This is a genomic window from Acidobacteriota bacterium (assembly GCA_016196035.1).
Classification (GTDB): Bacteria; Acidobacteriota; Blastocatellia; order RBC074; family RBC074; genus JACPYM01.
The window spans coordinates 37,877-59,164 of record JACPYM010000085.1; the positions used below are offsets into that span (position 1 = coordinate 37,877).

A 21,288-nucleotide genomic window follows, 5' to 3' on the forward strand; every position below is an offset into this window, starting at 1 on the left:
AATCAAAGGAGGAGCCAGGATGAACGCCGCACAAGCTAGCGCACTACTTGCGCAGATCAACAGCATCGAAACGCAACTCACGACATTGAAACAGCGGGTGCAAAAATTCGCCGCGCAAAATGACGAACAGCCGCACACCTTTGCCGATCTCGAAGGCGTTTGGGCCGGGCAAAACTTTAGTGAAGAAGAGATCGAAGCAGCTTTGTACAAACTCACGCCGGAATGGATAGACGAGATCGCCACCATTCCGAGCAAGGCCGAGTGATAAGGTTTCACGGATGTTTCAATACCTACTACTCGCCATCGTCATTACGTTCTGCCACGCACAACAGGCATCTGACCCGGCAGCACAATTCCAAGCTGCCGTCGCCCTGCAACAACAAGGCCAGCTCGACGAAGCCGCCGCCGCCTATCGCGCGCTGCTCAAACGAAAACCTGATTACGCCGAAGCCCACGCCAACCTGGGCGTCGTGCTCGCGCGGCTGGGCCAATACCAAGAAGCTATTCACGCCTACGAAGCGGCTTACAAACTCGCGCCGCAATTGACGCCGATCCTGCTCAATCTGGGCATCGCGCATTATCGCGCGGGCCAATTCGCCGCAGCCTGCGCCGTCTTGCCGAAGTTTTTAGAGAAACAGCCGAACTCGTGGCAGGCGCGCCAGCTTTACGGGCTATCACTCGCCGCGCTGGGCCGCGAAGAAGAAGCATTGACCCAATTGGAACCGACGCTGGACGCCGCGCCGCCCGACGCCGCCGTGTTGTATACGGCCGGGCTGGCCTATTTGCGTTTGGGCCGCGCCGGGTTTCGCGCGACGCTCGAACGGCTGGCGGCTTTCCCGGCGGGCGCACCGGCCTTGCACTTGTTACAGGGCCACGCCTTTTTGCGCGATCAGGAATTTGAACAGGCGCTGGAAGAGTTGCGGGCGGCGGAAAAGCTCAATCCCGAATTGCCCCGGCTCTATTACGCGCTGGGCACGGCGCACGCGCAATTGGCGCAACACCGCGAAGCCGCCGCCGCCTTTGAAAACCAATTGCGCCGCACGCCGGAGGACGCCACGACAATGTATGCGCTGGCCGTGGCGTTAGAGGCCGTAGGCAATTTGAGCGCGGCGCAACAATACGTCACCGCCGCGCTCAAACTCGATCCGCAAAACGCCGCAGCCAACGGCTTGCTGGGCAAGATTCTTTTCAAACAGGGGAAAGCCGCCGAGGCCGTGAAGCTGGTGGAGCTTGGTGTGAAAGGCCGTCCCACCGATCAGGAATTGCGCTATCAGTTGGCGCGCATCTATCAGCAACTTGGGCGGAAGGAAGACGCCGCGCGCGAATTTGCCGCTGTGCAAAAGCTAAAAGCTGAACAATTGAAACAAGACCGGGCGAACACGCCAAAGCCTTAGCCAGTCGAAATCAAGGGCTAATGCAACCATTGCACGCACCCTGGGTACGCACCGCTTCCAGCGTGCAGTCTCAGCAACCTATTCTTTCAGGCCGGTAGCCCTGACTTGACGCCTGCACGCTGGAAGCGGTGCGTACCCAGGGTGCGGCTACTTCTCAATCACCTTAACCACGCGATTCGCGGCTACCTTCGTCAGCTTCTCGACCTTACCGTTCGGCCAACGCACGACAATCTCATCAATCACATTCGCTTTCCCCAAGCCGAAATGCAGCCGCCAATCCGAATGTGAAAGATAACTGTCGCCCGCGCGCACTTCGTCCACTTGCGTCAGGCCGCCCGCTTTGACTTCGACACGCGCGCCGACAGCATTGCGATTGGATTTCGTGCCGGTCAATTTCAGCTTCAACCAATGCCCGGTCTGTGCGCCATTCGTTTCGACAAAATCGTTGCGCAACAGCATCGGCGGGCCGTCCAGATCGTTGACCAAAATATCTATGTCGCCGTCTTCATCGTAATCGCCAAAGGCCGCGCCGCGCGACGCCCGCCGCTCTTGCAAGGCAGCGCCAACTTCATTCGAGGCATCGGCGAAGGTGCCGTTGCGCAAATTGCGATAGAACAGCTTGCGTTGGCGGTATTGTCCACCTGGATACGCGCCTTCGATCTGCGGATAAACGTGGCCGTTGACGACCAACAAATCGAGCCAGCCATCGAGGTCGGCGTCAAAAAACTTCACGCCCCAACCGACGTAAGGCAAGCTGACTTCCGCCGTCTTGCTCACGCGCGACACATCGCTAAACGCACCATCGGCCTGTTTGTGATAGAGCGTGTTGTACTGTTCGGCAAAGTTGGTCACGAACAAATCCAGCCGCCCGTCGCGGTCATAATCGCCAATTGAAATGCCCATACTGCCCTGCTCCACGCCGTTGTCATCCACCGCCACACCGAGGGCCAAACCCATTTCAGTGAAGGTGCCGTTGTGATTGTTGCGATAGGCATAATTAGGCGTCGCGTCATTCGCCACGTAAATATCCGGCCAGCCGTCGTCATCGAAATCCGTCCACACCACACCCAAGCCGTAATAGCCATTCGCGTCTTCAACCTTCGCGGCCTTGCTCACATCAGTGAACGTCCCATCACCATTGTTGCGATAGAGTGCATCGCCCGCGCCCGGCAAGCCGCGCGGCCCGCATTGCACGGCGATGTTGCGAAAGCGGCACAACTCGCCCTTGCCGAATTGCGGCAGGTCAGTCAGTTTGAAGTCCACATAATTCGCCACGAACAAATCAAGGTCGCCATCGCGGTCGTAATCGCCCCACGCCGCGCCGGTCGAAAAACGCGCATCGCCCACGCCCGCCTTGGCCGTCACGTCTTCAAACTTGCCGTTGCCCAAATTGCGATAGAGCTTGTTCGGCCCGAAGCAGGTGACATACAAATCGTCAAAGCCATCGTTGTCATAATCGGCCACGCTCACACCCATCGCCCAACCGGGATCAGCGACGCCCGCTTTGACGGCGACGTCTTCAAACTTGCCATTGCCCAGATTGCGGTACAGCGCGGCAGGTGGACGCGGCTTGTTGGCTAAGGCGGCTTCGACGGAATAGGAGTTGGTCAGGTAAAGATCGAGTTTGCCGTCGCCGTCATAATCAAACATCGCCGCACCGCCGCCCATGCTTTCGACGATGTATTTCTTTTCAGACGCGGCAGCGTTGATAAACGCAATCCCGGCGGATTTGGTCACGTCAGAGAAGTGAATGGGAGCAACCGCTGGCGAATCGGCGTTTCCTTGCGCTGACCAGTTGAAAAATGCTGGGGTAAGACAGGCAAGGCTGAGCAGCAACAGCAAGCACGTTCTGAATAGCCAAACCGCGCTGGTCGGAAGTTGAGGTGCAGCGGCAGTCTGGGTACGCACCGCTTCCAGCGTGCGGACTTGGCAGACCAATCTTTTCAGCCAGTGGCTCCGACCTGACGCCTGCACGCTGGAAGCGGTGCGTACCCAGGGTTGCCCGCTTGCTTTCTTACATTCGCACTTCATTTAGCTACCAAATTGACCAACCGCTTCGGCACCACAATCGTTTTGACGATCTGTTTGCCAGCCAGCTTGGCCTGGACTTTGGCGTCCGCCAGCGCAGCGGCTTTCAGATCGTCGTCTGCGATTTCGGCGGGGACGATAACGCGGGCAACCAGCTTGCCGTTCAGTTGCACAGGGATTTCCAGTTCATCGGCCTTCGCCAGTTCGGCGTCGAATTGCGGCCACGTTGAGGCCACCACGATTTCGTCGTGGCCTAACGAGGCCCACAACTCTTCGGCGATGTGCGGCGTGAAAGGGGCCAGCAGTTTCGCCAGCGCCTCCAACGCTTCTTTCACCGCGAACTTGTCAGCGGCAGTTGCGCCCTCTTTGACCGCGCCGTCGAACGCATAGATTTCGTTGGTCAGTTCCATCAACGCTGCCACGCCGGTGTTGAAATTCATGCGCTCGCCGATGTCATTCGTCACACGCTTGATCGTCTGGTGCGTCTTGCGGCGCAACGCGCGCGCCGTCGTCGAAAAATCAGAATCCGCAATCCGCAATCCGCAATCCGCAATCTGGGAGTGCCAGCGATGAACGATGCGCCAGACGCGATTCAGGAAGCGCGCTGCACCTTCGGCTCCGGCCTCGCTCCATTCCAAATCCTTTTCGGGCGGCGCGGCGAACAGCATAAACAGCCGCAGCGTGTCGGTGCCGAACACACGAATCATCTCGTCGGGATCAACCGTGTTCTTTTTGGATTTGGACATCTTCTCAATGCGCCCGACAGTGGCCGTGCGCCCGCAGAATTTGCATTTGCCGTCTTCGACCTCTGATGGATTCAGCCAGTCGTGCTCTGCGCAACGATGTGTCGCCAGGCAGACCATGCCTTGCGTCAGCAGTTTCTTGACCGGTTCGCCGAAGGTCAGCAGGCCCAGGTCGCGCATGATCTTCGTCCACAGCCGCGTGTAAATCAGGTGCAGCACGGCGTGTTCGATGCCGCCGATGTATTGATCCACCGGCGTCCAATAGGCCGCGACTTTCGGATCGAACGGCAACTCGTCATTCTTTGGATCAACGTAGCGGAAGTAGTACCACGACGAATCCACGAAGGTATCCATCGTGTCGGTATCGCGCCGCGCCGCGCCACCGCACTTCGGACAAGTCGTATTCACAAAACCTTCGTGTTCAGCCAGCGGTGCGCCCTTTGACGCAAAATCCAGATCGGACGGCAGCGTGACGGGCAATTGGTCTTCGGGCACGGGGACGATGCCGCAGCTTGGGCAGTGGATGAACGGCATCGGCGTGCCCCAGGCGCGTTGGCGCGAGATGCCCCAATCGCGGATTTTGAAATTGGTGCGCGCCGTGCCGAAGCCGTTGGCCTCTGCGTGCGCGGTCATCGCGGCGATGGCGTCGGGCACACTCTTGCCACTCCATTCGCCGGAGTTGATGACTACGCCGGATTCGTCTTTAGCGGTGAACGGCGCCGCGACCGGCGCGTCATCGGCTTTGGTCGAGTCAGCCAGCTTGATGACGCGGCGAATCGGCAGACCGTACTTGGATGAAAACTCGAAGTCGCGTTCATCGTGCGCGGGCACGGCCATAATCGCGCCCGTGCCGTAACCGGTCAGCACGAAATTCGCCGTCCAGATCGGCAGTTTCTCGCCGCTGAACGGATTGAGCGCGTAATGGCCGGTGAAGACGCCCAGTTTCTCTTTGCCCTCGGCGATACGGTCGGCGGCTTCGATGGCGGCCTGCTGTTCGACAAATGTTTTCAGTTCGTCGCTGGCCTGCCCCGCCGCAATCCATTCGGCGATGTAGGCGTGTTCGGGCGCCAGAATCACCGAGCTGGCCCCGTAAATCGTGTCAATGCGCGTGGTGAAGATGCGAATCTTTTTGTCCGGTTCGCCTTCAATACCGAAATCAACCTCCGCGCCTTTGCTGCGGCCAATCCAATTGCGTTGCATCGTCAGCACGCGGTCGGGCCAGCCACCTTCCAAGCTGTCCAGGCTGTCCAGCAGTTCGTCGGCGTATTTGGTCACGCGCACGAACCACTGTTCCAGTTGGCGCAGTTCGACGGGCGTATCTTCGTGCCGCCAGCAGAAGCCGCCTTCGGCCTGTTCGTTGGCCAGCGAGGTGTTGCACTTATCGCACCAATTGACGGTTGCGTTCTTGCGATAGACCAACCCGCGCTCGAACATCTTGATGAAAAACCATTGGTTCCAGCGGTAATACTCCGGCGTGCACGAAGCGATTTCGCGCCGCCAGTCATAACAGAATCCCATGCGCTGTAATTGGGTGCGCATGGCGTCAATATTCTCGAACGTCCACACATCAGGCCGCGCGCCGTGTTTGATCGCGGCGTTTTCGGCGGGCATGCCAAATGCATCCCAGCCCATCGGATGCAGCACGTTGAAGCCCTGCATGCGTTTGAAATGCGACAGCGCGTCGCCGATGGAATAGTTGCGCACGTGGCCCATGTGGATGCGGCCCGACGGATAAGGCAGCATTTCCAGGCAGTAAAACTTGGGCTTGGATGGGTCTACTTCGACCTCGAAGGTCTTGTGGGCAGCCCAGCGCTGTTGCTGGCGCTCTTCGATTTCGGCGGGAAAGTATTTCTCTTGCATGATTCTCGTTAGTCCTTTTGCATTGCGGCGCGCGCTGTCCGGCAAACTGCCAGTTTGCCGAGAGACTAATTGCCAGTCCCTTCGGCCATCATCACAACTTCGCCAAGCCTGCGGCAAACTGGCAGTTTGCCGGACAATTACGGCGCGCCAAGATAACAAACTCTTGAATTCGGGGAAAACGGTTCGGCGGGAAAGCAGCGCAATCATCCACATTGCGCTGCTAGCTAAGGCGGAGGCTGGTCAACGGCGCATACACCGCCGCGCCATTGGCAGGCGCGCAATGCATCACGTAACGGCGGTTGTGTTTGCTGTTGTTGTTCATTGCTGTTTCCGTGGCGGCAGATTTTACTGATGAGGCCGGATTCGAGCAAGCAGTTATTCGGAGTTCATGTTTTCAATTTCGGTTTTTTCGCGGCAGCAACTCTCCGGCAACATAGGTAGTACCATCGCCAAAGCTCACGCGATACAAATCAACTTCCACCTTAGTGATCACTGGTGAAAAACCCTTTTGACCAGTCCAGTGCTCCAAGTAATCCCAATGATTCTTGATATGCTCTTTGTTAATTTTGAAGACATGCGACTCGCCAGGTTTCAAGGCAACGTCCTCTGTAGTCGCGTATCTTGAGATATGACTAAATTCAGGATTGCCAAACTCCAGTCTAAATCCTGCCGTCCCGCCATAAGGCCCCGTCTCTGGCAAGATGACGTAAATGCAAATGTAATAGATGGGCTTTTCAGAGAAATTTTTGTACTCTAGTTCAAATTCATTGAGCCAATCTTCGCCCTCAATTCCCTGCATCCGAATCATCCGCAACTCCGGAATCGCTTTGGGGCTGTGCGCCAAGATGATGTGACGCTTTTGTTCTTTTTCTTGGTTGGCTTGCTTCGCCCTTGCCAGGGCACAAGGCTGTGCAACGTGACTGCTGAAAATTATGGCTATGGCAACACGCGTAAGGCGCGGGAATGACAACGTTTTCATACCAAGTTCCTCTCAAGCTGGTCATCAATACCCCAGCGACCTGCACACCCCGCAATGATCGCACTTCCGATTCCGCTCAATCGTGCAAAGCTGCTCTTCGACAAATTCGCGCAACTCGCGCCGCAAGTCCGTCGCTTCGTTGATATCGAATTGCTGGCGGCTGGGATGCGCATCATACGTCACGCCCGTCCACGGCGCTTGATAAACAGCCGGTTGTATCGGCAAGGCTTGTTCAATCGCCGCACGCACGAGTTGTTTAACTTCTTCGCGGTTTACCATCAATGTACCTCAACAAAATCCACCACGCCGATGATGGCGCTGTCAATCGCCGCGCCCTGTTCGCCTGTCGCCGCCGTCGAAGCCGACCAGCCCTCTTGCACGACGACGACCAGATCGCCTTCGCCCGCATCTACGGAATCGAGCGCCAGCATCTGCGCGCCGCGTGCTGTGCCATCGGGATTGACCGGCTGGACGAGCATGATGCGCGCGCCGTCGTAGCGTTGATTTTTTTGCGTGGCAACGACATTGCCCAGCACACGGGCTAACAGCATTTACTTTATCCCAATGTTTTTCACGTGCGCGTCCGAATCCACAATGCCGACAATGGTGCAATCGGTCGGCACGTCGCTGCCCTCAAACGGGAAGCTGGCCTCTTTGCCACGACACCAGAACACCAATTCGCCCACACCCGCGCCGACTGAATCCACCGCGACCAGCGGCCTGCCTGTCGGTTTCAAATCGCCATTCAGGATTTGGATGACCATGAGTTTGCGCCCCGTCAGCGTGGGGTTTTTGATGGTCGAGACGACGTTGCCGATGACGCGGGCGAGTTGCATTGGGTTCCTCGCGCGGCATAGTACACAACCGCTGTGAGGCTGGCAAAGACGCGCCTTTCGCCTGTATGTTCAGGCAGAATCAACCACGGGGACACTGGGAACACCGGGAAAAAGAAAGCCTGTCCCTGTGTCCCCAGTGTCCCCCGTGGTTTGTCCATAAAAAGGAAAGAGCGCTTTCCCCAGCCGCTCAGCAGGGCCAGCAAAAGCGCTCTTCAACAAGCCGTTTTCCAGGTTGCAGCAGGCTTATTCCGCGCCGTAGCGGATTTCCATCCGGCGGATGCGCACCGCCGCCAACACTAAAACGACGGTGGTGAATAACAATAGACTCGGCACTGAAATCCAGGCGGGTGTCGTTTCGGCCACGGTCGCCAGCGGCCCTTCAGGCACAGGCACCGGCGCGAGCGTGTGCAGGTAATGCACGATGCTGATCTTTTTCAGCACCGGCGGCAGCAGGAAGTTGAGCCATTCCCAGCCATACACCAACAAGCCCGGAATAATCGGATTGCGGAAAAACAGGCCGATGAACATAAAAACCGCGCCGTAACCGAAGCAGCCCAGCAACGTAATGCCCAGATAACTCAAAGCGTGTCCCAGCCGGCCATTGCTGAGCAACGCCTGGGCGTTATCCAGATAGCCGCGCGCGGCATAGAAAAACAGCAGCGAACCCAGCGCCGACATGCCGAACAGCGCGCAGGCCGCAACCAGGCCGGAAACATATTTGCCGGCGACCAGCACTTCGCGGCGCAACGGCGCGAGGAAGTAATAGTGCAAACTCTTGTCCACGATCTCGCCGCGAAACAAATTCATGAACACCCAGGCGCAGCCAAAGAAAACTATCGAGCGCAGGAGCAAGGCCTCGTAAATGTTGGCAAAGATGATGTCCGATTCGGTGCCGCGCCGGATGTCCGCCGCCGTTTCGGACCACAAGGCCATCGCCGCAAAAAAGGCCACCGGCACCGCCGCCAGCAAATAGATCAACAGCGCGCGGCGGCCCCAGAAATTCTTTTTGATCTCGATGCGCAGGATCGCGCCGATTTGCCGCAGCCAGAGCGACCAATCCGAACTCGCCATTTTTGTAGCCATAGGTTTGACTGCTTGCACTTCGATTACTGAACTCATCTCATTCCCCTTTTACGCCTGCCCGCTCGCACCAATCAGGTAGTGATACACCGCATTCAAATCATCATCCACCGGCGTAACGGTTTCGATGTTCATGCCGCTCTCGACCACGATGCGATTGAGCAAGGCGTAAAATGCCTCGGCGTTGCGCGTCTTGATGAAGACGCCTTGCCGGTCTTCGGTCAGCGCCGCCTCGACAATCTGTTCGGCGTCAAACAGGCGCGCCGCCAAGGCGCTGGCCTGTTCGCAGCGAATCATGATTTGCATGGGATGCTCTTGCATCTCTTCACGCACGCCGTGCACGCCGCCTTCAGCCACGATGTAGCCGTTGTTAATCAGCACGACGCGGTCGGACATCATATCCACTTCGTGCAGGATGTGGCTCGACACGATCAAATGCTGCCCCTCTTGCGCCAGTTGGCGAAAGAGCCGCATCGTTTCAGCGCGCGCCATCGGATCGAGACCGTTTAGCGGTTCGTCCAGAATCATCACCGCCGGTTCGTGCGCGATGGACTGGCCCAGCCGTATTCGTTGGCGCATGCCTTTGCTGTAGCCATCCACTTTGCGCTGCGCGGCGTCGGTCAGGTCAACACGCTCCAGCGCGCGCCAGGTTTTTTCCTCGGCTTCTTGCTTGCTGAGACCATGCACGCGCAGCAATTGATTGATGAATTCGTAACCGGTCGCGCCGCGCGGGAACGAATCGAATTGGCCGCAATAACCGACCGTGCGAAAGAGTTCCTGCGGGTTGTCGGTCGAAATGCCCAGCACGCTGAGCCGCCCGCGCGTCGGTTGAATCAGGCCGGTCATCAGATTCATCAACGTCGTCTTACCTGAACCGTTCGGCCCCACCAGCGAAGTGATGCCGGGCGTAATCGTCAGGCTGACGCGATTGACGCCGAGCACTTCGCCATAAAATTTCGAGACGTCTTCAAAGACGATCGTCTGTTCCGAATTCATCACGACACCACCTCATAAGCGCGCACTTTGCGTGAGAGCAGCAGCAAACAGAAAGCGCATAAACAACCCAGCGTCAGCCAAGCAGCCCAGAGCGGCAAGACCATCCAGGGCGGGAAATCCATGGAATTCGGCTGACGGAAAAGGCCATCGGCGACGGTTTGAATCAGGACATCGAGGTTGATCAAATGCCCCCAGCGCGTGTGAAAGACGCCGTTGATCAACATGCCCAGCCCGAAGGGAATCGTGAACAAAACAAAGAGCGCGCCGCTCGCCGCCGTCCGCCACTTGATCCAGGCCGACAACGTCAGCGCCAGCAAAGACAGCACAATGATCCCGACCCCGCTGCTCGCCACAATCGCCCACGCCAGCCAGAGGTTCGCGCTCAACCAGCCGCCCCCCGCCAAACTCGCCTGCAATCCGAAGAGCAACAAGCCCGGTATCCAGGTGATCGCCGAGAGCAGAATCAAAAGCACGCTCATCTTGCCGAGCACGTACTCCGCCCGTGAGAAAGGCCGGCACAGATAAAGCGGCAACGCATTGTTGGCGAGGTCGCGCGACACCAGCGGCGGCCCAACCAGCACTGTGAAAAGAAAGCCCAACCCGCCTTGAAAGGTGACGAAAAAGCGGAAGAAGTTGGCGTCAATCGCAATCAGATCGGCCACATTAAAGCGCAGCGCCGCCAGCGCGCTTACGTTGTGGTGCAAATAAATCAAGATCAGCATGATCAGCGGGCACACATAACAGAACGCGAAGAAGCCGCCCGCGAGCTTCGATTTGAAGACGCTCTCATATGCATAGCGCGGCAGCACTAAAAACCGCGCCCAATGCGGCGTCTGCGCGCCTTCATAAGGTTTGTAGCTGTGTTCGTAAACGGCCATAAATTTTCCTAAACCTCTCCCACGAAGACACGCGAAGTAACACCAAAAAGTTGTGTAACTACGCCCACCTGGGAGCGCAGTGCTTCCAGCCTGCGAGCTCGGCTGGAAGACGCTTTGGAAAACCCCAGGAGCGCATCGCCACGGCCCGCAGCCTGGAAGCACTGCGCTCCCAGGGCTGAACAGTTACGAAGTTATTTGGTCTTCTTGGTGCGGCTTCGTGTTACTTCGTGGGAGACTTTTTTGCAAAGTAACCTGCCTTGCCGCGTAAGACGACTTTGCCCTCACGCCGTTCAACCGCATTCGTCACCCGCACACGCAAGCGGCGAAAGCCCGCCTGCTGACTGGCGTTCGTCGAGATATAACCCAGCGTGTAGCGTGCCCGCACGCGATCAATGACTTCGGCTAGGCGCTGCTCCACATTCTCTTTTTCAACCTTGATGACCTCGCCGCCCGTGCGTTCGGCGTATTTGTTCAAGTCCCCTGCCCCGCGCATAAAAATATTGACGAAACCCAGCACTTTGCCTTCGGCGCTTTGCATCATCAGACCGAAGACCGCGATGTCGTGCTCGAACAACTGCGCAAACGCCTCGTCTTCGGTGTGCGCGCTTTTCGGCGGACGATTCGGTAGATTGTCGGTCAGCCACAAAATCACACGGCGCGTGCGGGGCGCGACGCTGGTTTCAATCAACCCCGCCGTTTGAAAGAGCGCCTCATTGAACAGCGCCAACTGCTCGCGCGCATCCAGCTTGGCAGCTTGCTCGATTGCCGCGACAATCGGCGCGCGTTCGCGGGTGAAGGGTTGCAGCACCTGCACCTTGTTCGAGTAAACCGCCACCGCCAATTCGTCTTCCGGTTTGAAATGCTGCAAGGCGGTCAGCGCGCCTTTCGCCAACTCTTTCAGCACCGGCTGCACCGTGTCAGTCAAATCAAAGAGCAAGACCACCGAGAGCGGCAGCTTGTCTTGCGTGAAAAAACTGATCTCCTGCTTGACGCCCTCTTCTTCGACAATGAAATCATCGGCTTTCAAACCGCCGATGATTTTGCCGTGCGCCTGCCCGACGACTTGGGTGTCCACCACGACCAAATCTGTTGTCAGGCGAATTACATTATCATCAGCTTTGGCCGGCGCAGGTTTGGTTTGCGCTGAGACGCCAACGACCAAGCTCAAGAGCGCCGCGCTCAAGCACCACAACCGTATCATCACCGTTATTCCATCGCCTTCAAAAAGATGTCTTCCAGCGAATCGCGTTTGAAATTCAAGCGGCGAATCTGGGCCCCGCTTTGCGCCGCCAGCGCGTACAAATCGCGAATCTCCATCTGTTCGTTCAATACGACCTTCAACCGCTCCGGCCCATTCTGGGCGTAGTCACAACCCAGCGCCTCGACTGCGGCGGCGAAGCGGTCGGTCGCGCCGCGCGTTTCCATCTCGATAAACTTGCGGTTGGCCTTGCGCTCCGCTTCCAGATCGCATTGCGCGGCGATGCGCCCGTCTTTAAGGATCAGAATCTCGTCGCAGCATTCCTCGACATCGCGCAGCAGATGCGACGACAGCACGATGTGCGCCCGGCCCGAATCGCGAATCTCACGGATCAGTTCGAGCATACGTTTGCGCGCGGGCGGATCAAGCCCGTTGGTCGGTTCGTCCAAAAAGATCAAGCGCGGCCCGTGCACAATGGCCTGCGCCAGCTTCGCCAGTTGCTTCATGCCGAGCGAATAACCGCCCAATTCGCGGTAACGCGCCTCGCCCAGGCCGACGTAAAACAGCGCCTCGTGCGCGCGCTCCAACGCGGCCTCGCGCGGCAGGCCCGACAGTTCCGCCATCAGCCGCACGAAATGCACGCAATTCATGTTGGCGATGAACGAGTCGCGTTCGGGCATGTAACCGATCAGCGCGCGCACCTGTTTGGCTTGCGTGCGAATGTCGTGGCCGAACAGCCGCGCCGTACCTGAATTGGGTTGATAGAAACCGAGCAGCGTATGAATCAGCGTCGTCTTGCCCGCGCCATTCGGGCCGAGCAAACCGATGCAACGCCCGCGCAATTCACCGCGCAGGTCATGCAGGATGCGCCGTTTGCCGAATTCAATACGTAAGCCGTCGAGTTCGATGATTGGATTCATGTGATCGCTCGTTTGCGCTTGTGCGGGTAAGACGCCGCGCCCTGGGTACGCATCGCTTCCAGCGTGCGGGCGTGGCGTCAGACGGCTTCCTGCCGGAAGGGAGATTGTATTTACCAAGTCTGCACGCTGGAAGCGATGCGTACCCAGGTAACGTGCGCATTTACTTGGTTGCCGTCACGTCAGCGCCGCCCGCCGTCTTTGCGGTTTGCGCATTCTTCGCGGGCAAAAAATTGATATTGCCGTTGACGCCGCTCACTTCAATGGTCGTACCGCCGTTGCCGAGGCGTGCTTCCAGACGACCGCGTTTTTGTTCTTTGACCGAGAGATTCGGCAGCTCAGGATTGATGCTGCCATTCACGCCATGCACTTCGATGTCGGCGTTCACTTCACCCAGGAAGCGCAGATCAACACTGCCATTGACGCCGCGCACTTCCACACCTTTGGTGAGTTGGGCGAGGGTGGCTTCGATATTGCCGTTCACACCCGAAAGCTCAAACCCGCCCGTCGCGCGCGCCACTTTGACCGGGCCATTCAAGCCGCTCAATTCCACGCGCCCGCCGATCTCGCCGATTTCAGTTTTGCCGTTGATGCCGCTGACATCCAGGTTGATTTGGCGCGGCAATTTGAGGAAGGCCTGCTGCCGTTCGGGATGACGCGAACTGAGCATCGCCCAAAAGCTGCGCTCGCGGTTATTGCGCATCCGCACGACCAGACTGTCGCCTTTTTGCTCAATGACGAGCGTGCGCTCTTTGAAATCCTCCTCGCTGCGTGCCGAACGCACGATATGGATTTCGGCGGCATCAGTATCGGCGGTTTCAATCTGCAACAAACCATTGATGCCCGAAACATCCACTTTGGTTCCGGCAGCGAGTTTGTAACTCTGCCGCACCTCCTGCTTGGCTGAATATTCCTGATCACTGTCAGTGGCGTTGAGTTCTTTCTGCTTCGCCTCGACCCGTTCGCGACGATTGACGTGACAGCCGCCTGTCACGAACAAGCTCAAGCCCAGTGCGGCGGCGCCCAATAAATACGCGGTCTTTTTCATTGTTATCCTCCCGAATCAAGTAGTGTGAATTGCAGAAACGGTTACGCCAACCGAGGGTGGCGAGTTCCCCTCGATTGGCGTTTTGGTTGAATAAATCCAGGGATTTCAGCGTGCGACTCGCCCTCAATTGCGCGCCAGCACGGTAGCCGCGCGCTCATTGATGAGCACCTTGCCATGATCCACCGTAACGGCGTCTTTAGGTTGGAGCCTGCCGTAGTTTTTGGCGTTGACGATCAACTCTTCATTGCGAATCACGACCTCGGCATCGCGACAAGGCTTGAATTGAAATTCCGTGTCCGAAACTTTTTGCGGTTGCGGCACGCTAGTGCGATAGCAATCCGTTACGACTACGGCGTGCGTGCCGACCGTCGCTTCGACGCGCCCCAGCAAGACGTTGTTCGAACGGCTGCACGCGCCAAATAGCAGCAACAAACCCAAGCTGAAAACTGCCAAAAGTTGTTTGCGCATCTTTGCTCCTTATACGGCCTTTTTATTTCTGCGCGATTTGCGCGGCAGGTTGCACCTTGCTGCCGTTGATAAAGACTTCGCCGTCCCCAACTTGCACGTCTACTCTGGCGGCCAGCTTGCCGTAGCTCTTTTCGTTGACACGCAATTCTTCGTTGATGATTTCGACCTTCGTCGCGCCGCATTTAATCACGTGATGCGAATCGAGCGGCCCGTTGTCGCTGAGTGTTTGTCTTTCGGCATGGCGACAAGAAGCGACTGAAAGATGATGGCCCCAGATAACGGTTTCGGTTTGACCAAAGAAAACCTCGCGCAATTTATCGTGCACGCTGTGGTGCTCTTGGCGGGCGATTTTGTCGTGCATCATTTCAGCCTTGCGAGTATGACAACCTTGCAAGGCGGCGAGCGCCAACAAACCTACTCCGATAAACATGGCCTTCGACATTAACTTACTTTTGCGAGTCATCAATAACCTCCTGCATAGCGCGAGCAAACTTAAATGAGTTTGAGCGGATGAACAACAATTTGCGCATCCGCTCCGATTTGACGGTTCTATGGTTTAATGACTGAGGCCCTTGAAAAGCTGCCCCAAACCAACGCCGCCATCCATTCCCAACAGGCTCGACGGTGTTAAGCCGACCGGCCCATCCTCGGTATTCAACGACAACACCATCCGATCGCCGAAGGAGTAAACATAGGCCAGGCCCGCTTTATCGGCAGCCAGTTTTTGCAACATGTTCTGATGCTCTTTCGACGCGCCCTCGATCATGCCAGCGCGCTTCGCCAATGGCGCGACGATGGAACTGACATTGTAAAAAACCAGCGCCGAGAAGTTGGCTTGCTTGTCCGCCGGCAGCGCCGCTTTGAACTTCGCCGATTGCGGCAGCGTGTAACCAGACTCGCGGTACTTGATCGCGTTCTCGACCAGCGCGCGGCTGGGCGCGGCGATCAAGAAACCGTAGGCGTAGGCGTAATTCACTTCGCCCAAACCGCTCGCCGGTTTCAGGCGATAAAACGTGCGGCCATTGCTTTGCGCGTTCTCCCACACGAGTTGCGGTTTGTCTTTGGCGACGAGTTCTTTGTTCAACTCAACCACCGCACGTTCAAAGCTTTGCTGCAACCCGGCGGGATCATTGACTTCGCAAACCACTTTCCACGAAGGCGTTGGCAACACCGGCCCGTCCACTGCCACGGCGATTTCGCCGCCCAGCTTCGCGGCAAAATCGTCGCGCAAGCTGATGCCGTGCTGCGTTTGCAGGTTGATGAATTCCTGCCAGGCCGCGGCATCCGCCGTCTTGAGCGTATTCATCAAGTCGTCATACATCGCCGCCGGGTTCTGCACCACGAAAGCCGCGACCACGTTGGCGTCGGGCGAGATGAATTGCAGCGCGCCCATCGGCCCCGGCGCGGCCAGCCACGAAGCCAGCCCGTGTTGCGGCGCGCCGTTGGCGCTGTCAAAGGTCACGACCGCACGATTCTGCGGCTGGCCGTTCACGTCTTTGAGTTCGGCGATGAAATGCCGCATCTGATTGACGCCGAGTTGATTCAGCACCGCCGCATCCTTGCCGCCGCGTTGCGTGTCTTGCGCCAGCTCACGGCCAATCAATTGACCGAGGTCAGCGCCGATCACCAGGCCCGCGCCTTCGCGGTAAACATCGGCTAAGCGTGCGTGGAAGGGCGTTGCATTGAAGCGATTTGCCACCGCGCCTTTCGCGCTCGCTGCCACTGTTTGCAGCGTCGTCAATTCGGTTGAAGCCACGACCACATCGTTATTGAGCCAGATCATCAAGTGTTCGTTCTTGCTGCCGTCTTTGCTTTGCTTGGCGGGCGCGGTCGCTGCCAGGGGATCGTCAATCAGCAACACGTGCTCTTTGCCACCTTCGACATTCGCCAACTGCTGTTGCAGGAAGGCGCGGAAGCCGTTCGGGTCTTTCACTTCAGCCAGCGCCAGCACGGCATCTTTTTCTCCACCGACGGCAATCTCCTGTCCGATGAATTGACCGAACTCGGTGAGCTTGGCGACCACGTCACCCAGTTCGTGCTTCTTTTTGCCGTCTTTGCCAGTCTGTTGTTCGTCGTACCAAGCACGCAATTCGGGATTGGTCTCGATGTTCTGTTGCAAAATGTTGTTAGCCTGGGCCAGCGTCTGGCTCAGGTTCGGAATCGCCGCGTAAAAGACCGTGCCTTCCGGCATCAGGTCGAGCAGCCGCGTCGAATAGCGATTGCCCGGCATTGCCACTTTGGCGTCAATCTCGCGCTTGACCGCAGCCAAAACCTGTTTGTACTTGTCGGCATCGCGGCTCCACGCCACTTCGTCTTTGACCGGCACGGGCGCGATGCTCACGTGCGTCGCCAGTTGTTCGCCAGGATGCAGCACAGTCTTCTGACCGGCGCGATCCACCTGCACTTCGCCCTCGACGACGGAGATGCGCGAACCTTTGGTGCCGCTGTTGACCGCAAAGGTCGTCCCCGTGACCGCCGCTAAACTGTCCGGCGTGGCGACGTAAAGCTTTTTGCCGCCTTGTTTCGCGGCTTGCACGATGATTGCGCCGCGTTCGAGATTGATCGTGATGCCGCTGGCCGTTTGATTGACCGCGAATTCGGAGCGTTCGCGCGTTTCGATCAGCGAACCGTCGCTGAGTTTGACGACCGCGCCGGCTTCCTTCGCCGTGCGCAAGCGCTCGCCGCGCGACAATTGTTCGCCCGCCTTGAGCGCCAGCGTTTGATTCTCGGCCACGCGGTAAACCGGCCCGCTCGCCGCTTCGACGGTCGCCGTCAACGCAGTGCCTGGCAGCATCTGCGAAACCAACGGCCAAGCGAACACGCCAAAACCGAGCACGACCGCAGCCGCCAACGCCCATTTCATCGCTGGCATTTGGAACCAGTTGAATTTGGGAGTGGCTTCTTTGTAGGCCGCCTGAGCCTTCGCGCCGTGACGCGCTTCTTTCAGCGCTTTGCGGCAGGGCACGCATTCACGGGTGTGATCTTCGAGCAGCATCGTGCGGGCGCTGCTCAAGAAACCGCCCAAATACGCCGGGATCAAGCCTTGGAAATCGTCGCAGCCGCGCAAATGCTCGACCGTCGCGACACCGGCTTGGGCCGCCGCCTGTTTGTGGCCGAGGCGCGTTTGCACACGCTCTGCCGCCGCCTTGACCGTGGTGTCATCCAGCTTTTCGTTGCGAATGCCCGTCGTCACATCATCAAACAATTCGTTTAGTTTTTGATTCTTCATCATTGCAGTCCTCCTTAGTACTTTGGCTTATCAATTTGGGGCTTATCAATTTGGCTGCCGGTTAAACCGTCAGTTTCGTCTCCAGATATGAACCCAACTCTTTTTTGACGCGCGCCCGTGCCCTGTGCAGGAGCACGGCCACGACCATTGGCGAAGTCCCCATCCGCGCTGCGATCTCTTGGTTATCAAAGCCCTCGAAATACCGCAGCACAAACATCTCCGCCTGATTCTCGCCTAACTTGCCGACCGCCTTGCGCACGGCCCGGCGCAACTCGCGCTCTTCCTGCAACGCGGCGGGGCTGGCCGAACCGCTGGGCAACAACTCCGGTGCGACATCGTCGAACGCGACCACCGCAGCCCGCCCGCGTTGCCGCAACAAATCCAACGCCGCATTGATCGCCGCGCGGTGCAAATAGCTGGCCGGATTTGGTTCCAGGTTTAATTCCTCCCCCCGTTTCGCCAGCCGGTAAAAAACCGTCTGTAACACGTCCTCGGCATCCACCACACTGCCCGTCACGCGATAGGCCGCGCGGAACACGCGGTCGTAATGTTCGCTGAAGAGGCTCTCCAACGAAGCGCGCGCGGGCGGCGTCGGCGTGCCGGGAATCGCTCGTAAATGTGTCGCCGTAGCTCTCACTGCTTCCTCCTGTTCTGGCGTCTGTCTTGTGTATAAATCTTCTGTCATCTGGCAAAACGCTTTAGGGTGGAATGAATTAACAGCGTGAGTGCAAAAAAATCTCGCTACTCGCGACCCAAAACCTGCGAGTTCGTTAAAGCCATAAAACAAAAGAGAATACGGAGCAAACGGAAATAACAGAACAGACGGAAAAGGCCAGACAGTTGAGCCGGCTTCCGTGTGTTCCGTTATTTCCGTTTGTTCTGTAATCTCCTTCTCTTGACTGGGTCAGTTAAGCAGCGGCCGGAATCACATCTACACCCAAATATGGCACCAATGCCTCTGGCACACGCACCGAACCATCCGATTGCTGATAATTTTCAAGAATCGCCAGCCACGTGCGGCCCACCGCCAAGCCGGAGCCATTTAGCGTATGCACGAATTCCGTCTTTGACTTGCCGTCGCGCTTAAACCGAATCTGCGCGCGCCGTGCCTGGAACGCATCGCAATTCGAGCAGGACGAAATCTCGCGGTAGGTGTTCTGGCTGGGCAACCACACCTCAATGTCGTAAGTCTTCGACGCCGAAAAGCCCATGTCGCCCGTCGAGAGCGTCACCGTGCGATAGGGCAGCCCCAGCAATTGCAGCACACGCTCGGCATTGGCCGTCATCTTTTCCAATTCGTCATAGGAATCTTCCGGCTTGGTCAGCTTGACCAGTTCGACCTTGTCGAATTGATGCTGGCGAATCAGGCCGCGCACATCGCGTCCATAACTGCCCGCTTCTGACCGGAAGCAGGGCGTGTAAGCCGTGTAATAGAGCGGCAAATCTTTCTCTTCCAAAATCTCGTCGCGGTGCAAATTGGTCAACGGCACTTCGGCGGTCGGCACCAGATAGTAATCGCGCTCGAACCGTACCTTGAAAAGATCAGCCTCGAATTTCGGCAACTGCCCGGTGCCAAACAGCGAATCGGTGTTGACCATAAACGGCGGCAACATCTCCGTGTAGCCGTGCTCCGTCGTGTGCAGGTCGAGCATGAACGAGATCAGCGCGCGTTCCAGCTTCGCGCCCAAGCCTTTCAGCACCGAGAACCGCGCGCCCGTCACTTTGGCAGCGCGTTCCAGATCGAGAATGCCCAGGTTGGTGGCGATGTCCACGTGATCTTTTGGTGCAAAACCTTCGGCAGCGAAATCGCGCGGCGTGCCCCAGCGACGAGTTTCGGCATTGGCGGCTTCATCTTTGCCCGCCGGCACCGATTCGTGGGGCAGATTGGGCACGCGCGTCAGAATGTCGCGGAAACCGATTTCCAATTCGCTCACCTGCGCATCGGCCGCTTTGATTTTGTCGCCCAGCGCGCGCGCTTCGGCCTTCTTGCCCTCGGCTTCGTCCTTTTTGCCTTCGCGCATCAACGCGCCGACCTCTTTGCTGAGGCGGTTCGAGGCAGCGTTCAATTCATCACGCTCACGAATCAAGGTGCGGCGTTGCACATCCAGTTTGGTAAAATCCTCAAGTAAGGCGGGATCGAAATTGCGCGTGCTCAGCTTTTCGCGCACGGCGTCGAAATGTTCGCGGACATAAGCCAGATCAAGCATAAGAACTCCCTGTAAAATAATGTATGAAGCGGTAGCGGCCAAGCTGTTCGACAAGCTGCCAGCTTGTCGAAGTCTCCGCCGTTGGCCCATTGGGTTTGTTGCCAAGCACCGACAAGCTGGCAGCTTGTCGAACAATCAAGGCGCGGCGACATTCCATACCACACTAGCGGCCTTGCCGAAGGTACGCATCACACCCAACACTGTCAATGCTATAATCCGCGCTCGTTCAAACCACTTCATCAAGAGAAACATCCATGCGCATCGCAATTGTCGGAGCTGGCCCGGCTGGCTCACACCTAGCACACCAACTCAGTCAGGCAGGCGGCCAGGTGCTGCTGTTTGACGCTCGCGAACCGTGGGAGAAACCCTGCGGCGGCGGCGTCACGTCCAAAGCCCTGCACGAATTCCCGTTCCTGCGAGCGCCCGACGCCCCAAAACAAATGGTTTCGGCCCTGCGGTTAATCACGGCCCAACACCGCGAACTAACCGTCACGCCGAGCAAAGAGTTCGCCATTTTCTCGCGCGCCGAAATGGCCCGCCTGATGCGCCAGCGCGCGGTGGATGCGGGCGCGCAACTGTATTGCGAGCGCATCGAGAAGACCGAATTCAGCGGCGGGCAATGGCAACTCGCCACGCCCAAGCAAAAGTTCACCGCCGATTTCCTAATCGGTGCCGATGGCGCGAGCAGCGTCATTCGCCGCCGCGTTGGTGTGCGTTTCACCGACGACGATTTCGCCTACGCGCTGGGCTGGCGCGTGCAGATGCCCGCCGACCGGCGCATCACCCACGTAGATATTCAATACCTCGGCGATCTGGCCGGATACATCTGGCTCTTTCCGCGCACCGATCACATTTCGTATGGCATCGCGACGGGTTACCGCGCCACTTCGCCCGCCGTGTTGAAGGCACGTCTGCTGGAATACCTCAAAACCCAACAACCAGATGTTGCCGCTGAAATCGCTGCGTCGGCTACGCCCACTTCGCCGCGCGCACAGTTTTACGGCGCGATGATCCCGGCGCTCAGCTTGCCGCGCTGGGATCATCTCAAAGCCAGCAACCCCGCCGCACGCTGGGCGCTGGTCGGCGACGCGGCAGGTTTCGTAGACCCCATCACCGGCGAAGGAATTTACTACGCGCTCAAATCGGCGGAGTTGCTGGCGCAATCGTTGCCGACGAATGTGGCTGAGTACGAAACACGCTGGCGCGATAGCTTCGGCGGCGAATTGCGGCGCGCGGCGGAGTTGGAAGAACACTTCTATCACGGCCGCTTCGCCGGGCAACCACTGATCGAACGCATGGTGCAATTCGCCCAGCACCATCGCGGCGTGCGCGAGGTGTTGAAAGATTTGGTAGCGGGCGAGCAAGGCTATATCGGCTTGAAAACCCGTCTGCTCAAAAGCGCTTTCTCATTTCGCTGAAAACAGCCT

At 57.8% G+C, this 21,288-nt stretch carries 20 protein-coding genes; 3 read left to right on the plus strand and 17 right to left on the minus strand.

Annotated features, from left to right (window positions below; translation table 11 throughout):
- The first annotated feature begins 19 nt into the window (after positions 1-19).
- Positions 20-265 carry a hypothetical protein gene (locus HY011_24590; GenBank protein ID MBI3426120.1) on the plus strand — a complete coding sequence of 82 codons (246 nt, stop codon included), beginning with the start codon at positions 20-22 and terminating at the stop codon, positions 263-265.
- A 13-nt stretch (positions 266-278) separates the two neighbouring features.
- The gene (locus HY011_24595; GenBank protein MBI3426121.1) at positions 279-1,394 is read left to right on the plus strand and encodes a tetratricopeptide repeat protein; all 1,116 of its coding nucleotides are present in this window, start codon (positions 279-281) and stop codon (positions 1,392-1,394) included.
- Positions 1,395-1,541: 147 nt separating this feature from the next.
- Here the strand turns inward: HY011_24595 and HY011_24600 are convergent, their stop codons facing one another.
- The 17 genes from HY011_24600 to serS form a co-directional block, all read right to left on the minus strand.
- Entirely contained in the window at positions 1,542-3,062 is a 1,521-nt protein-coding gene (locus HY011_24600) for a CRTAC1 family protein (protein MBI3426122.1), read from the minus strand.
- 359 nt (positions 3,063-3,421) lie between these two features.
- Positions 3,422-6,025: a leucine--tRNA ligase gene (locus HY011_24605; GenBank protein ID MBI3426123.1), complete on the minus strand. Its 2,604-nt coding sequence runs from the start codon at positions 6,023-6,025 to the stop codon at positions 3,422-3,424.
- Between the two features lie 394 nt (positions 6,026-6,419).
- A complete protein-coding gene (locus HY011_24610) occupies positions 6,420-7,004 on the minus strand; it encodes a hypothetical protein (protein MBI3426124.1) in 585 nt (194 codons plus the stop codon).
- A gap of 24 nt (positions 7,005-7,028) precedes the next feature.
- Positions 7,029-7,283: a hypothetical protein gene (locus HY011_24615; GenBank protein ID MBI3426125.1), complete on the minus strand. Its 255-nt coding sequence runs from the start codon at positions 7,281-7,283 to the stop codon at positions 7,029-7,031.
- Positions 7,283-7,555 (minus strand): EutN/CcmL family microcompartment protein, encoded by a 273-nt coding sequence (locus HY011_24620; GenBank protein ID MBI3426126.1) that lies wholly within the window; start codon positions 7,553-7,555, stop codon positions 7,283-7,285. The genes HY011_24615 and HY011_24620 overlap by 1 nt, the downstream gene beginning before the upstream one ends.
- The gene (locus HY011_24625) at positions 7,556-7,840 is read right to left on the minus strand and encodes a EutN/CcmL family microcompartment protein (GenBank protein MBI3426127.1); all 285 of its coding nucleotides are present in this window, start codon (positions 7,838-7,840) and stop codon (positions 7,556-7,558) included.
- 243 nt (positions 7,841-8,083) lie between these two features.
- A complete protein-coding gene (locus tag HY011_24630; GenBank protein MBI3426128.1) occupies positions 8,084-8,923 on the minus strand; it encodes a hypothetical protein in 840 nt (279 codons plus the stop codon).
- Positions 8,924-8,971: 48 nt separating this feature from the next.
- Positions 8,972-9,916 (minus strand): ABC transporter ATP-binding protein, encoded by a 945-nt coding sequence (locus HY011_24635; protein ID MBI3426129.1) that lies wholly within the window; start codon positions 9,914-9,916, stop codon positions 8,972-8,974.
- Positions 9,916-10,794 (minus strand): ABC transporter permease, encoded by an 879-nt coding sequence (locus HY011_24640; protein MBI3426130.1) that lies wholly within the window; start codon positions 10,792-10,794, stop codon positions 9,916-9,918. The genes HY011_24635 and HY011_24640 overlap by 1 nt, the downstream gene beginning before the upstream one ends.
- A gap of 220 nt (positions 10,795-11,014) precedes the next feature.
- Positions 11,015-11,998, minus strand: coding sequence for a VWA domain-containing protein (locus HY011_24645; GenBank protein MBI3426131.1), 984 nt, complete (start codon positions 11,996-11,998; stop codon positions 11,015-11,017).
- A gap of 2 nt (positions 11,999-12,000) precedes the next feature.
- Positions 12,001-12,912, minus strand: a complete 912-nt coding sequence (locus tag HY011_24650) for an ABC transporter ATP-binding protein (GenBank protein MBI3426132.1) — start codon at positions 12,910-12,912, stop codon at positions 12,001-12,003.
- A gap of 160 nt (positions 12,913-13,072) precedes the next feature.
- Positions 13,073-13,957, minus strand: coding sequence for a DUF4097 family beta strand repeat protein (locus tag HY011_24655; protein MBI3426133.1), 885 nt, complete (start codon positions 13,955-13,957; stop codon positions 13,073-13,075).
- A 123-nt stretch (positions 13,958-14,080) separates the two neighbouring features.
- Positions 14,081-14,425 carry a hypothetical protein gene (locus HY011_24660; protein ID MBI3426134.1) on the minus strand — a complete coding sequence of 115 codons (345 nt, stop codon included), beginning with the start codon at positions 14,423-14,425 and terminating at the stop codon, positions 14,081-14,083.
- Between the two features lie 22 nt (positions 14,426-14,447).
- Positions 14,448-14,888, minus strand: coding sequence for a hypothetical protein (locus tag HY011_24665; protein ID MBI3426135.1), 441 nt, complete (start codon positions 14,886-14,888; stop codon positions 14,448-14,450).
- Positions 14,889-14,981: 93 nt separating this feature from the next.
- Positions 14,982-17,657, minus strand: coding sequence for a FecR domain-containing protein (locus HY011_24670; protein ID MBI3426136.1), 2,676 nt, complete (start codon positions 17,655-17,657; stop codon positions 14,982-14,984).
- A gap of 58 nt (positions 17,658-17,715) precedes the next feature.
- Positions 17,716-18,291 carry a sigma-70 family RNA polymerase sigma factor gene (locus HY011_24675; GenBank protein MBI3426137.1) on the minus strand — a complete coding sequence of 192 codons (576 nt, stop codon included), beginning with the start codon at positions 18,289-18,291 and terminating at the stop codon, positions 17,716-17,718.
- Between the two features lie 271 nt (positions 18,292-18,562).
- The gene (serS, locus tag HY011_24680) at positions 18,563-19,861 is read right to left on the minus strand and encodes a serine--tRNA ligase (GenBank protein MBI3426138.1); all 1,299 of its coding nucleotides are present in this window, start codon (positions 19,859-19,861) and stop codon (positions 18,563-18,565) included.
- A 254-nt stretch (positions 19,862-20,115) separates the two neighbouring features.
- Here serS and HY011_24685 point away from each other — a divergent pair, with 254 nt between their 5' ends.
- A complete protein-coding gene (locus tag HY011_24685) occupies positions 20,116-21,279 on the plus strand; it encodes an NAD(P)/FAD-dependent oxidoreductase (protein MBI3426139.1) in 1,164 nt (387 codons plus the stop codon).
- The last annotated feature ends 9 nt before the right edge of the window (positions 21,280-21,288 follow it).